Genomic DNA, 13,489 nt, shown 5'->3' on the forward strand with positions numbered 1-13,489 from the left:
AGGAGGCGAGCAGGGGGGTCGTCACTTGCTGCTCTCTGCGAGCGTGTCGGTGATCATCGAGTTCAGGATCGAGGGGTCGATCGGCCCGCGGATGACGGAAGCGACCCGACCCTCGGCGTCGAGCACGAGCGTGGACGGGATGGCCTGGGGAGGCACGTTGTCGGCGAAGGCGAGTCGCACACTCGCGTCGTCGACGTCGAGGATCGACGGGTACGTGATGCCCTGCGTCTCGGCGAAGGTCTTGGCGGTCGCCGCCTGGTCGTAGATGTTGACGCCGACGAACTTCACGCCGTCGTCTTCGTGCTCTTCCCAAGCTGCCTGCAGGTCGGGGGCCTCGAGGCGGCAGGGCGGGCAGGAGGCGTACCAGAAGTTGACGACGGTGACGGAGCCCGCGAGATCCTCACTGGAGAGCTCGTCTCCGAACTCGGTGACGCCACCGAACTGGATCGGGTCCTGTCGTTCGCCCGCCGGGAAGATCTCGTAGCTGCCGTCGCCCGCGACGTAGCCCTGATCTCCCCCGGCGGCGTAGTCCTGGGCGAGCGGCTCGTCTCCGGAGCAGGCGGCGAGCGCCAGCATGGTGGCGACGCCCGCGGTCGCGAGGGCTGCACGGAGGGTTCGGGGAAAGCGCGACGTCTTCACGCTCTCTGAGCGGATGGTCACACGGCTCCCTCATCGGTGGCGGCGCCGAGTTCGTGCGCCGCCGGTTCGCGGTAGTCGGCTTCCACGAAGCCGGTTGCGGGGTGGTACTCCAGCGTCGTGATGCTCGAGAGCGAGCACCGCCGGTGCTTCGGGTTGTGCGCGAGCGGCTCCTTCGAGAGCGCGCGGTGCACCATCCAGATCGGCAGCTGGTGAGAGACCACGATAACATCGCCGCCATCTGCGAGCTCGGCCCCGTCGAGCACCGCCTCTCGCATGCGGGCGACGATGGACTTGTACGCCTCGCCCCAGCTCGGGCGCAGGGGGTTCACGAGCTTCGGCCACGAGCCAGGGCGACGCAGGGCTCCGTATCTGCCCGTCATCCGTCGCCCCTCGAAGGCGTTCGTCGGCTCGATGACGCGTTCGTCGATGACGGGCTCGAGGCCGAACAGCTCGGCGATGGGTGCCGCCGACTCGCGGGTGCGCTGCAGCGGGGAGACGACGAGGCGGGTGGCGGGCACGGCCCTGGCGTGCAGGTCCTCGGCTGTGACGCGCGCCATGCGCGCGCCGAGCTCGGAGAGGCCGAAGCCGGGGAGGCGCCCGTAGAGGAGCCCGTTGGGGTTTTCGACCTCGCCGTGGCGGACGAGGTGGATTCGCTGTGCCGCCATGCGCTCCAGTCTACGAACCGCCACCGACACTGCGGCACAGGATGCGCATCCGCACCCCAAGCTGTGCCTTGTTGTCTTCCCGCTCGCACGCGTCTGCGCCTCGGGTACCCTTGCGAGGTGACTGATCGCGCCCTCATCTCCTCCCTTTCCACGCTCGAAGACGGCCCCGTGCTTGTGCAGGGGTGGGTCGATACGGTTCGAGACCAGAAGAAGGTGCAGTTCGTCGTCCTCCGCGACGAGAGCGGCGCCGTCCAGCTCGTGAACCCGCGCGCCGAGGGCCGCGAGGCGATCTCCGACACGATCTCCGCGCTCGCCCAGGGCAGCTTCATCTCCGTGCGCGGCCAGAAGAAGGCCGACGAGCGCGTGAAGCTCGGCGGCCTCGAGGTCAAGGTCGACGAGATCGTCGTCGAGACCGCGGCGCTCCCCGAGACGCCCATCGCCGAGGACACGTCGATCGACAAGCGCCTCGACTGGCGTTTCCTGGACCTGCGCATCCCGCGCAACGCCCTCATCTTCCGCATCCAGACGACGTTCGCGCACGCGTTCCGCACCTACTGGGTGGAGAACGGCTACGTCGAGCTGTTCACCCCGAAGCTCATGGCCTCGGCGTCCGAGTCGAAGGCCGAGCTGTTCAAGGTCGACTACTTCGACACGAGCGCGTACCTCGCGCAGAGCCCCCAGTTCTTCAAGCAGATGGCGATGAGCTCGGGCCTCGGCAAGATCTTCGAGATCGGACCGGTGTTCCGCGCTGACCCTTCGTTCACGTCGCGCCACGCGACCGAGTTCACGGGCATCGACGCCGAGGTGAGCTGGATCGAGTCGCACGAGGACGTCATGCAGATGCAGGAGCAGCTCATGGTTGCCGGCCTGCAGGCGGTCAAGGACGCCCACGGCGAGGAGATCAAGGCGCTCTTCGACGTCGACATCGTCGTTCCGTCGCTGCCGTTCCCGCGCATCCCGCTGCTGGAGGCTCGAGAGATCGTCGAGGCCCGCGGCCACAAGCTCGAGCGCAACGACCTGGACCTCGACCCTGAGGGCGAGCGCCAGATCGCGGCGCACGTACAGGAGACGTTCGGTCACGAGTTCGTGTTCCTGACGGACTACCCGGCTTCGATCCGGCCGTTCTACCACATGCGCCACGAGGGCGACGAGTCGCTCACGAAGAGCTACGACCTGATCTGGAACGGCGTCGAGATCTCGACGGGGGCTCAGCGCGAGCATCGCGTCGACGTGCTCGAGGAGCAGGCGAAGCAGAAGGGCATGGAGGTCGACGAGCTCGGCTTCTACCTCGACTTCTTCCGCTACGGCGCACCGCCCCACGGTGGGTTCGGCATGGGCTTCGCGCGCATCCTGATGCTGATGCTGCACCAGACGACGCTGCGCGAGGTCACGTACCTGTTCCGCGGCCCGAACCGCCTGCAGCCGTAAGCCACCCGGCAGCCTGCCCTGCCGAGTTTCCCCAGAGCCGTCCGCGCGTGATCGCGGGCGGCTCTGCTGCGTTCGGGGCGCGCAGCACCGCGGTCGACTGAGCGCTAGCCCGCTTCGCGGACGCCGGCGTCCTGCGCCAGTTGCGACACGCGCTGGTGGCTGATGCCGAGGACTTCTGCGATGTCTCGCATCGTGAGCTGCTCGTCGCGAAGGCGGGCCACGGCCGACCGCATGCGGCGTGAGGCGACAGATTGGGCAGCGGCTGCCGCCGCCGCCGCGTCCTGCGCGCCGTGAACAACGCCATCCGTCGCTGTGTCGAACACTGGCATGAGCGCGATCTGCACGTCTGCCGCTGGAACACCTTCGAGGAGCTCGACCGCGTCCGCGACCTGCTCCCTGACGTGCTCGAGGCGCTTCACCTGCGTGAAGAGTCCTGGCACCTCTGGCACCTCGACGGCCCACCAGGAACCGGAACGGGTCGCCCGCGCCGTTACCTTCATCGTTCGATTCCCATCTGTCTGAGGATGGCTCTTGCCGTCCGCTCGTTGATCTCACTGTGACGCGGCACGACGGTCCTCGCGCCCCCGATCACGACCTTGGTGTGGCTGGCGCCTTCGGTGAGCACCATCTCGAGTCGCTGTTCGGCTGCATGTCGACGCAGTCGCCGGAGAAGGTCCAAGCGTTTCACATGTTTGTCCAGAGGTATAGACGGATACTGGCAATAGCTCTTGACAAATTTCGAGCGGCTCTGCTGCGTTCGGGGCATGGGTCAGCGTCGTCGGGAGACCTCGTGACCGGGCGGTGGTGGCGCGCAGGGAAGGTCGTCGCCGCGGCGGCTGGTGCTCTCGCGGACGTCGGGGCTCGCCTCGAAGGGTCCGTCTGGGCTGAAGAGCACCCCGAGGTGGTAGTCGGCGTGGTCTCGGAACCAGAGGGACGCACCTCCGGGCACCCCTTTCAGCTCCTCCCACGCCTGCCAGAGCCCGCCGAGGCGGAGCACCGCTTCCGGGGAGTCCCACCAGCGCGCCGACCAGACGCGCGTCCGGCCGTCGACTCTGCGCGCGCAGCTCCGAGCGACGAACTCGGCCACGAAGTCGGCGAGGCACGCGAACTGCGGTCCCGGAGCCCGCGCGAGTTCGCTCGAGGTGCCACCCTGGCTCTGCTCCTGATTCACGGCAGTGTCCCCTCTCCGCGTTCAGCCCCGTCGCGTCCTGCGGCGTCGCCGCGTGGTTGGTGCGCGGTGATCGACGCGCGGATGCGCGCGGCGTGCGGACCCTGCATCCACGATCTGGTCCTGATGAGGGTGGGGCGGCTGCCGGATGCGAGCACGAGCGCACGCCCGCGCGGGAGCGCGCTGAGTTCGGCGACGTCGAGGATGCGCTCTCGATGCAGCTGCTTCGAGACGGTGCGGTGGCCTCGTCCATAGCTCAGCGAGGAGAGCTCGCGGTCGTGGTCGCCGACGAGCTTGGAGAGCTCGTCGAGGAAGGCCGCCTCGCTGACGCCTCCCCCGTAGATCTTGATGTTGGCCGCCGACCAGAGCTTGCGCATGCCGCCTTCGCCCCAGACCTCGGCGCCCTGCGACCAGGATTGCAGGATGGTGATGAGCACGATGCCCCGCGAGCCGTAGTGGCTGTACAGGTCGGGGAGGCTTCGCCAGCGGCAGACGTTCGCGGCCTCGTCGAGGACGCCGAGCAGCGGCCGAGCGAGCCGTCCGGACAGTGAGGCGGAGGCGAGTTCCTCCGCTGCCTCGGCCACGGCGACGGTGAGGGCGGTGACCAGCGGGCCTGTTGTCCCCTGTCCTTCACGGGACAGCGAGTAGAGCGTGTCGGTTCCGCGGACGAACTCGTGCGGGTCGAACTGCGGCCTCGTGTCGAACTCCCCGCTCGCTGTGATCCACGGGGCGAGCGCGCCGTTGGTGAGGCAGGACGCCATCTGCTGCGCGGTGCCGTAGATGCCGCCGCGTTGGCGCTCGGGCGCGCTGATCACCCCCTCGAGCTGGTCGGCGATGAGGCGGTACCCCGCATCCCGCAGGATGCCGACCGCATCGTCGTCACCGGGCCGCGTCACCCACCGGTACACCTCGGTGATGCGGGTGCCTGCGAGGGCCCCTGCCAGGAGGAGCGCGGCGAGGAGATCCTTCGCAGCTGGGTCGAAGAACGCGTCTGCCCTCGAGCCCGGCTCCCGGGATCCGCTCGCGAAGTGCTCGGCGAGCTTTCCCGCCTGCACCTCGTCGGTGACGTAGCTGAGCGGGTCCCACCACCACTCTGCGGCGTCGCCTGCAACACCCTGCGGGTCGAACACCCAGACTCGCCCGGCCTCGGCGCGCACGCCCCGGGTGGCGTCGACGACATCCCGCTTGTTGGACGTGACGATGACGGCTCCCGGCGCCTCGACGATTGCGGGGATGGCGAAGGCCGTCGACTTCCCGGTTCGCGGGCCGCTGATGTTGATCTGCATGTCCTCCCAGCTGCCGAAGACGGGTGAGCCGCCCGGCAGGCTCGTGCCGAGCCGCACGCCGATGGGGCCCGCGACGCCGAGGCGCTGGCTGCTCGCACGCGCCCCGCGGGCGCTGATGCCTGCGATCTCCCGGCCCCGCCCGAGGAGCGCCGCAGAGCGGTCGAGGCGTCGACTGCCGGTGCGATGCCCGCGAGCGAGGAGCAGCGTCGCCGAGACCGCGAGCGCCAGACCGAGCGCGAGCGCCATCGCAACCCCGGTCGCGGTGGCACTCCAGCGGACGCTCCCCCGCAGCACCCCGAAGAACAGCGCGAACACGTCGTCGGGCAGCGGCTCGCTCGGGCGTTCGACGTTCGCGGCGACCCGCACGGAGAGGTTGGTCCCGCCGATGGCGACCACGGCGGCGGTGAGTCCGATCCACAGCAGCACGGCTTCGGCAGCCATGCCGCCCGGGCCCCGCTTTCGCGGCGCGCTCATCGCCGTATCCGCTCCGGGTCGAGACCAGCTGACGGTTCCGGGCCCAGCCCGGCCACACGGCTCGGCTCGTGCCAGAGCTTGTTGGTGTCGTTGATGCTCGCCTCTGCGGCGGTGAGCTGCACGTCGACCGGGATGCCAGGCCTGCCGCCGACCTTGACGAGGAACTTGCCTCGCCCCGGTGGCTCGGCCTCTCTGCCGCTGGCCGCGTCCCAGGCTGGCGGGTCCTGCCAGCCGATGAGAAGTTCCTGCTCTGCGAGCGACAGGGGCACCGCGGAGGTGAGGCGCGGCATCTCGGCACCCGGCAGTCCGCCGCAGATGACCATGCCGGCGCGTTCCACGAAGCCCTTCGCCTTCATCCGCTCTGACTCGGTGGGCAGCGCGAGCAGGTCGCTCATGGTGTGCGAGATCATTGCCATGCCGACTCCGCGCTGGCGATTGAGGCGAGTGAGGGCGTCGACTCTGTCGACCATTCCCTTGCCTGCTCGCAGCGCGCGCCAGAGCTCGTCGAGGATGACGAAGTAGTGCCGGCGGGGCTCGAGCCCCGCATCCGCGAGCACGTTCGCGACGTTGACGGTGCCGAACCCGGCCGACCAGCAGGCGAGGAGCGCGGCCGCCTGGAGGTCCACGTCGGAGTCGTCGATGGACGAGACGTCGTACACGACTGGCGCGTCGCGTCGCATGGGGTTGGTGGTCTGGCGGGAGAACGTCTCGCCGAGCCTGCCTCCGCCGACGAGCCCGATGAGGGAGGCCTCGAGGTCTTCCGTGATGGCCTTGTACCTGCTGTCGTCTCCGCGGTCGAGCGCAACCGCGCGCACCTCCGGGGGGCCTGCACGCACGACCTCGAGGAGGTCGCCGAGAACGGGCACGCCGTCGTGGTGCTGGTCGAGCCACTTGAGTGCCCGGTCGAGGATCGTCTCCTCTCGATCGCTCGGCGGCTGGAGCCGCATGATCGTGAGGAGGGCCGACACCATCGTGTGCCTGCGGCCATGCGCATCGGCGAGCACTTGGCCAGCCTCGGCGTCGAAGCCGCTCGCCCTGAGCCGCCGCGCGGCGGCCGTCGCCTCTCCCGGGTCGAGCACGTTGAGGTAGCCGCGTCCGCGCCCGAGCGAGATGACCTGCCCGCCGAGGGCAGTGATCATGTCGACGTGGTCGGGTTTGAGGTCGCCGAGCACGAGGGGCATGACGCCGTAGCCGGCGAGGCCTGTCGCCATGCGACGCACGAGCGATGACTTCCCGAGCCCGGGCTTGCCGAGGATGAACGCGGAGGGGTTGCTGATGAGCTTCGCCCGCTGGAACCACGAGATGGGGTCGCAGCAGAGGGTCGCGCCGGTCTGCGTGTGCCGCCCGAGGGGCACCCCGATCATGGGAGTTCCCGTGCCGACAGCGAAGGGCCAGAGACCGCACACCTGGACGGTGGTGCCGCGCCATTCGTCGGGCGCCTGGACGTAGGTGGATGCGCCCCGACCGCTCCCGCTCCAGCCCCTGGGTCCCGGCCGCTCGGGTGGGCGCGCCCGTTCCTGGGTCGCCTGCTTGCGTGACCTGGCGTGTGCTCGTCTCATAGCTTCTCTCTCAGTTCGCTCGGCACTCGCAGGTGCTTGCTGAGGACCAGGCCGAGCGGGAGCGCCGCGGCGAAGGCCGAGTCCTGGGATCCGTAGACGGGGCGCAGGCGGAGGCGTGCTGTCGCGGCGAGGTTGTCGACGGCCGCTCGTGCGTCGAGCTCGTGGGCGGCGTCGAGCACTGTCGCCGTGACGAGCACTCCGAAGTTGATGAGGCCAGCGCCGGATGCCTCCTCGCTTGCCGTCGCGGCGGCGGCGCGGACGGCGAGCGTGTCGCGCGCGGCGGGTTTCGAGGTGGAGGTCTGCCTGAACTGGGCCGCGCTGAGGTCAGCTTCGACGAGTGCCGCTGCTCTGGCGGCGTCGATGGGGCGGTAGAGCAGCGTCACCCGCTTGCGCGCGATGTCACGATGGGGCGCGAGGAGCCGCGCGAGGACGCTCGACTGCACGCTGCCCCTGGGTGCGACGGTCATCGCCCAGGTCGTCGAGTAGGCGGAGTCGTGACGGTAGCCGGCCCAGCTGGCGCGGGCCGCCGCCGGGCCGACGTCACTCCAGCTGAGCTCCGGGATCTCCCCTCCGGCGTGCGCCTCGTCGATCAGCACCGCGGCTGCCGGGTCGTAGGCGACTCGGACGATCTCGCAGAGCTCCTGCCCGGTGAGCGGTTGCGCGGCGCCCGCGCCGGTTGCCTGGAGCCCCGCGCTGAGACCGGGGAGCCGCGCCGCGAGCTCGCGCGCCATCTCGTCCGGCGCCCTCCTTCTGGCACCGACTCGGAGGGCCCCCTGGAAGGTGAGCGCGACGAAGGCCTTCACCGTGGAGGAGCCCTCCGGGTACCCCGCGACGGTCTCCTCGAGCACCGCCCGCGCGAAGGCCGGCGCGTTGGGGTCGATGTTCATGGCGACCTCTCGCCTGAGGCGAGAGCCGGAGTCGGGGGCCGTCTCGATCGTCACCGACGCCGCCTCGATGCCCGGTTCGTCGCCGAGGCTGGAGAGCCAGTGGCCCCACTCGGCGACCCAGGAGTCGATCTGCTCCTGGTCGACGAGCGCCGCGCCATCCGGGTCCGTGCCGAACACGACGGTGTAGCTGCCGACCGCGGGCGTCAGCAGCAGCGCGAATGGCCGGCCGTGCGAGTCGACGTGCTCGCTCAATCTGGTCGGCGCTGCGATGCCCGGCAGCTGGAACGTCGCCCACGGCACTCGACCGACCGGACCGGACCGGTACGCGGATTCGCCCCTCGCCCGCGAGAGGCCCCAGCCTGAGTGGGCTCCGAGCCGCGACAGCGCGTTCTTGCCGTGCGCGTCGCGCACCACGAGCATCAGGAGCGCGACGCCGATCCCCGAGGCGACGATGAGCGCAGCGATGAGGCCCGAGATCATGACGGCCACGACGACGAGCACCAGTCCGCCCAGCAGGAGCGCCGTCCCCACCGAGCCGAGACCGAGCAGTCCCGCTGACGTCGGCTTCCGCCAGTTCCCGTAGGTTCGCGTCTGTCGTGTCATCGAGCTATCGACCACCGCTCGGGTCCTCTCCTGTTGTCCGTTCTGCGACCGCGATCGCGGCGTCAGTGCCGTACTGGACGGCTTTCTTCAACGGTTGAACGCCTGCGATCGCTGCCGCGACGTACGGCCCAGCGAGGGCCTTGCCTGCTCCCGCTGCGGCTGCCGCACCGCCGGAGGCAGTACCCGTCGACGCGGCTGCGCGTGTGCTCCCCGGCGATGCCGCAGATGTTCCCGCCGCAGCGGGCACCGCCCGCGGGCTCGGTCCTGAGCCGCGCGACGCAGGGCCGCCGCCTGTCGAGGCACGCCCTCCGCCGCGCGGGACGCTGCTCCCCTGGGGTGCTGAGGCCGGCCTCGGTCGTGCGCCCTCTGGCACCCGATCCGCGACCGAGGTGGCGATCGCGGCACCGCCCCCACTCGAGGCGATCGCGCCCACCATGGGCGTAACGAATCGCATGAGCGCGGGGAGCGCGACGATGGCGAGCACGAGGATCACGATCCCCGTGTAGGTGGTCAGCACGGCGCCGCTCTCGGCGCTCGGGGCCGCCCCGGTCATGCGAAATCCGGCGGCGTAGACGATCGCCGCGGCTGGCTTGTAGAGGATGAAGGCGGTGAGCCAGGCGAGGCAGCGCTGGAACCAGCCCCGGCCGAGCTCGGTGTTCGTCGCCGAGGCCGCCAGCGGGAGGATTCCGGCGAGGATCACGAGCATCCCCCCTCGCACGATCATGAGGAGCACCTGGACGACGGAAACGAGGCCGACGATGACCCCGATGAAGAGGCCGTTCACGACCCCGGAGAACGCGGCGGGACCGGCAGTCCCGCCTGCTGCGCCGGCGACACCGGCGATCGAGGTTCCGAGCATCACACCGACGTTGTCCTTGAAGCAGTTCGGTGTTCCGTCGAGGTCGCATTCGAGCGACTCGTCGATGATCCAGGTCGAGAACGAATCGCCGGCGCGGACGAGCAGCCACACGATCGTGAGGCCGACGCTGGCGACGACCACCAGTGTGAGGAGGCTCTTCAGCAGCTCCTGCCCTGGCCTCGCGCGCTGCTCCCAGGCCATGCGAGCACCGCCGATCATGACCGACACGATCGCGCAGACCCCAGCCAGCCACCACGTCGACGACTGCAGGAACGTCGCAGTGTTGGTCGCCGCCGCTGGGGCCGTGGGGATGAGGGCCGACACGAGCGACGAAGCTCCCGCGATGAGCACCCCGCCAGCGAGCACCGCGAACAAGCGTCCGTGGAAGGGGACGCCGTCGCCTGAGCGGATGCGCAGCCCCACCATGACGGCCAGGAAGACGAGTCCGATGACCGCGACGGTGCCCGAGATCCAGCTCACGTAGCCGAGGACGGTCCCGAGGTGGGTCTCGATGTCGCCCGTCGGCGCTGCCGGCGCCGTGCCAGAGGGCGCGCCGGTCGTGCCGAGGTCGGGCGTCGGGACGTCGACCCACATCGTGCCGAGAGTCGAGAGCTGCTCGGCCATCCACTCGTTGATGTCGTTCTGGAGGGCTTCCCGTGTTCGAGTCCACACCGTCGAGGCGATCTCCTTGGAGTAGCACTCGAAGTCCATGAGTCCGCAGTCGGCCATCAGGCGCTCCATCTCACGTAGCCGCCGACGTCGCCAAGCGACTGCAGGCGCACCGGAGCAGGCTCATCGCTCGGAATGCGCCAGTCGCCGTCGACCCAGACGAGGTCGATGACGGCGGCGATGAAGCTGGTCGTCCCGTCGACGCTCACACGCTGGGCGACGTCGACGCGCGCGGTGCCACCGTCGAACGCAAGCAACCGGTAGCCCACGATCTGGAGTCGCACGCCGGAGCCTCCCGAGCCCGAATCGGCGAGCAAGGACTCCCGATGCTGGCCTGCGGCGAGTGCGTAGTCGAGGAGCGGCGCTCGAAGCGCGGGAGTGTTCGACTGCACGAGAAAGTTCGCGGCGGCGAACAGCGCCCCCTCGGCTGAACGTTGGAAGCAGTATCCGAAGCCGTCCTCGTGCAGTGCCGCCGGGCCCGCTTCCGGTGAGCTCGGTGCCAGGTTGACGTCGACGTCGCGCCAGCTGGTCGCCGGTGCGATCAGGAGCTGCCTGTCAGCGGGAGGCAATGAGGTCCGCTCCGGTTCGCGCAGCCCGCAGCTGCTCGGAGAGGCGGCCGCGACCGCGCCGGCATCACCGGGCCCGGGCTCGGGACCCGCAGGCGTGGCACCCGCCGAAGCGGATGCCCGCTGGCCGTCGCCCACTGTCATCTCGCCTCCGGATGTGCCGCCACCGAAGGCGGCCTGGATGGAGACCACGACGCCGGCCACGACAAGCAGGGCGACGCCCAGCGCGGCGACGATGAACCCTGGCCGGCTCCCGGAGGAAGCCCTCCGGCGCTGCGCTGACCGCCGTTGGAACGATCCGCCGCTCGGCATGATGCTCGCCCTCCCCGCATCAGACGAAGAAGCCGACGAGGCTGGTCGCCGCCGAGATGATGATGACGCCGCCGAGCGCCATGCCGATCTTCCCCGCGTGCTCGCCGCCCTCGCCTCTGCGTGACTGGATCGCCATCATCGTGCCGGCCGCGATGAGGCCCAGGACGCACACGGCGAGACCGATCCACTTCACCCAGCCGAGCAGCGTCGTGAGCCCCTCGGTGCCTGGAGGCTGCACGGGGTCGGGGTCGGGGAGCGTCGTGAGGTGCGCTGATGCGTCGAGCAGCAGGTCGGTGAGTGCGGCGATCGTCATGGTCGGTGGTCTCCTGTCGAGATGAACGCGGGAACGCGCGATGAAGGGCAGCCCCGCTCACGGCGGGCTCGAGCCGTCGCCGGGCAGTCGAACCGCGAGCGCTCGAGTCAGCTCGCCGTGGGCCCACCGGGGACATGAGCCGGCAGGTCGACGACCTCAGACGGTTCGTCGGCGTGTGCACCGGCTCGGTACAGGAATGGACTCTACGCACGGTCGAGGGGGCTGCGAGGAGTTATCCACAGCCACGATCTGGGGCCTCCCGAGCCACCTAGATTGGTCCTCGCCGCAGCCGGTCTGCGGCGAGAAGGGGGTGCTCCATGCGCCGAAGAATCGCTGTCGCCGGGCTTGCCGCCATGGCCCTCGGTGTGAGCGCAGGCGTGAGCGGCTGCTCGCCCGCCGAGGTACCGAGGCACGCTCCAGCCACCGCTCCAGCTTCGCCATCGGTGCCGACGCAGCTCGCCCGCGGACCGCAGGATGAGCACGTCGACACGCACCTCCCTGGGCCGTCTCCGACGCACGACGAGGCCTCGGATGCGGAGGCTCTGGCCGTCGCATCTGCCGCCATCGAGGCGTACCTCAGCCGCAAGACCGAACGACGCGCCTGGCTCGAAGCGCTGGAACCGCATCTCACGGCGTCGGCGATGGCCGCGCTGAGCTCGGTCGACCCTGCCACCATCCCCGGAGCCTTCCTGACCGCCGCGACTCACCTCGAGCGCCACACGAGCGGGTACCTGGCTCACGTCACCGCACCGACCGAGTCGGGTTCCTACCGCCTGCTGCTCGTGCGCGACGGCAGCTCCGGGCCCTGGCTCGTCGCCGAGATCACGGCCAAGGAGTCGAGCTCGTGAGCACCCGGAACGGCCTCTGGTGGGGCGTTGCGATCGCGGTCCTGCTCACGCCGGGTCTGCTGCTCGGCGCGCTCGTGGTCGCGGCCATCGCGAGCACCGCGCTCGTGGGTGTGGCCGCCTGCGCGACGCCCGACTTCCCGTTGCCGGGCGTCTTCTCCGACGCTGGGCCCGAGGCGAAGTCGAGCGTGGGCATGGAAGCCGAGCCGAATTCCGCGGCAGCGCTCGAGGTGAGCACCATGATCGGCGCAGATCATGTCGAGTTCGCCGGCGCGCAGCTGTCGAATGCGGCCCATATCCTGCTGGCGGGCCGCGCGGCTGGACTCGGCACGCGCGATCAGGTCATCGGCGTCATGACCGCGATCGGCGAATCGACACTGCTGGTCATCGACCACGGCGACGAGGCTGGCCCTGATTCACGTGGCCTGTTCCAGCAGCGCGACAACGGCGCATGGGGCAGCTACTCCGACAGGATGGACCCGCGCATCAGCGCGGACCACTTCTTCGCAGCACTGCTCGCGGTGACCGAGCGAGACGCGCTCACCCCCTCCGAGGCAGCTCACCGCGTGCAGGGCAACGCCGATCCGGCGCACTACTCGAAGTACTGGCAGGCAGCCGTCGCAGTCAGCGAGACGATCAGCGGGTCCAGCACGGGCCTCGGCGACGGAGCACTCGCTTCCGGTGCCAGCGCGATCGGCTCGGATGGCGATGGATGCGGCGCGGCGGGAGCAGGAGCAGCCACCCCTGACGGCGGCAGCCGCACGGCGGTGAGCCCGGGCGGCTGGGCAGCTCCCGGTCTGGGCGGCATCACCGACACGTTCGGCAACAGGTTCCATCCGACCGACTTCGAGTGGCGGATGCACAACGGCATCGACCTCGCCGCCGGCGGCTGCGGGGGCCAGATCTGGGCCGCGCAGTCGGGCACCGTCATCGAGGCCGAACCGGACAGCTCCGGCAACGGGACGATCGTCGTCGACCACGGCGGGGGGCTCATCACCAAGTACCTGCACATGGAGGCGGACGGCTACCTCGTCGGGGTCGGAGCCACGATCGCGGCGGGGCAGCTGATCGGCATCACCGGCACCAGCGGGCAGTCGACCGGCTGCCACCTCCACTTCGAGGTGGTCGTCGACGGCAGTCGCGTCGATCCCCTCCCGTTCCTGGCGTCCCGCGGGGTGAGCTTCTGATGGCGAGGAGGCGACGGTCCGACCCAGCG

The 13,489-nt window shown here is 70.1% G+C and carries 13 protein-coding genes; 3 read left to right on the top strand and 10 right to left on the bottom strand.

The window, feature by feature from the left end; all coding sequences use genetic code 11:
• Window positions 1–21 precede the first annotated feature (21 nt).
• Together C5B99_RS14860 and C5B99_RS14865 are read right to left on the bottom strand one after the other, a co-directional pair.
• Window positions 22–660 carry a TlpA disulfide reductase family protein gene (locus C5B99_RS14860; protein WP_258063382.1) on the bottom strand — a complete coding sequence of 213 codons (639 nt, stop codon included), beginning with the start codon at window positions 658–660 and terminating at the stop codon, window positions 22–24.
• On the bottom strand, window positions 657–1,304 hold the full coding sequence (locus C5B99_RS14865) for a histidine phosphatase family protein (protein ID WP_104243445.1): 648 nt from the start codon (window positions 1,302–1,304) through the stop codon (window positions 657–659). Before C5B99_RS14865 ends, C5B99_RS14860 begins: the two co-directional genes overlap by 4 nt.
• Window positions 1,305–1,421: 117 nt before the next feature.
• Here C5B99_RS14865 and aspS point away from each other — a divergent pair, with 117 nt between their 5' ends.
• Window positions 1,422–2,732, top strand: a complete 1,311-nt coding sequence (gene aspS / locus C5B99_RS14870) for an aspartate--tRNA(Asn) ligase (protein WP_104243447.1) — start codon at window positions 1,422–1,424, stop codon at window positions 2,730–2,732.
• 104 nt (window positions 2,733–2,836) lie between these two features.
• Here aspS and C5B99_RS14875 read toward each other — a convergent pair whose 3' ends face one another.
• The 8 genes from C5B99_RS14875 to C5B99_RS14915 form a co-directional block, all read right to left on the bottom strand.
• Entirely contained in the window at window positions 2,837–3,232 is a 396-nt protein-coding gene (locus C5B99_RS14875) for a type II toxin-antitoxin system HicB family antitoxin (RefSeq protein WP_104243449.1), read from the bottom strand.
• A 269-nt stretch (window positions 3,233–3,501) separates the two neighbouring features.
• Window positions 3,502–3,903, bottom strand: a complete 402-nt coding sequence (locus C5B99_RS14885; RefSeq protein WP_104243451.1) for a DUF4913 domain-containing protein — start codon at window positions 3,901–3,903, stop codon at window positions 3,502–3,504.
• Entirely contained in the window at window positions 3,900–5,660 is a 1,761-nt protein-coding gene (locus tag C5B99_RS14890; RefSeq protein ID WP_104243453.1) for a type IV secretory system conjugative DNA transfer family protein, read from the bottom strand. The genes C5B99_RS14885 and C5B99_RS14890 overlap by 4 nt, the downstream gene beginning before the upstream one ends.
• Window positions 5,657–7,219, bottom strand: coding sequence for an ATP/GTP-binding protein (locus C5B99_RS14895; RefSeq protein ID WP_104243455.1), 1,563 nt, complete (start codon window positions 7,217–7,219; stop codon window positions 5,657–5,659). Before C5B99_RS14895 ends, C5B99_RS14890 begins: the two co-directional genes overlap by 4 nt.
• Window positions 7,216–8,709: an SCO6880 family protein gene (locus C5B99_RS14900; protein WP_104243457.1), complete on the bottom strand. Its 1,494-nt coding sequence runs from the start codon at window positions 8,707–8,709 to the stop codon at window positions 7,216–7,218. The genes C5B99_RS14895 and C5B99_RS14900 overlap by 4 nt, the downstream gene beginning before the upstream one ends.
• Before the next feature lie 4 nt (window positions 8,710–8,713).
• The gene (locus C5B99_RS14905) at window positions 8,714–10,297 is read right to left on the bottom strand and encodes a hypothetical protein (RefSeq protein ID WP_104243459.1); all 1,584 of its coding nucleotides are present in this window, start codon (window positions 10,295–10,297) and stop codon (window positions 8,714–8,716) included.
• Window positions 10,297–11,115, bottom strand: coding sequence for a hypothetical protein (locus C5B99_RS14910; RefSeq protein ID WP_104243461.1), 819 nt, complete (start codon window positions 11,113–11,115; stop codon window positions 10,297–10,299). Before C5B99_RS14910 ends, C5B99_RS14905 begins: the two co-directional genes overlap by 1 nt.
• A gap of 19 nt (window positions 11,116–11,134) precedes the next feature.
• Window positions 11,135–11,428, bottom strand: a complete 294-nt coding sequence (locus C5B99_RS14915; RefSeq protein WP_104243463.1) for a hypothetical protein — start codon at window positions 11,426–11,428, stop codon at window positions 11,135–11,137.
• 317 nt (window positions 11,429–11,745) lie between these two features.
• Here C5B99_RS14915 and C5B99_RS14920 point away from each other — a divergent pair, with 317 nt between their 5' ends.
• A complete protein-coding gene (locus C5B99_RS14920) occupies window positions 11,746–12,276 on the top strand; it encodes a hypothetical protein (RefSeq protein WP_146082018.1) in 531 nt (176 codons plus the stop codon).
• Entirely contained in the window at window positions 12,273–13,460 is a 1,188-nt protein-coding gene (locus C5B99_RS14925; protein WP_258063383.1) for a M23 family metallopeptidase, read from the top strand. The genes C5B99_RS14920 and C5B99_RS14925 overlap by 4 nt, the downstream gene beginning before the upstream one ends.
• Window positions 13,461–13,489 lie beyond the last annotated feature (29 nt).

The sequence above is a fragment of the Pseudoclavibacter sp. Z016 genome, from assembly GCF_002931215.1.
In the GTDB taxonomy this organism is placed as follows: domain Bacteria; phylum Actinomycetota; class Actinomycetes; order Actinomycetales; family Microbacteriaceae; genus Pseudoclavibacter.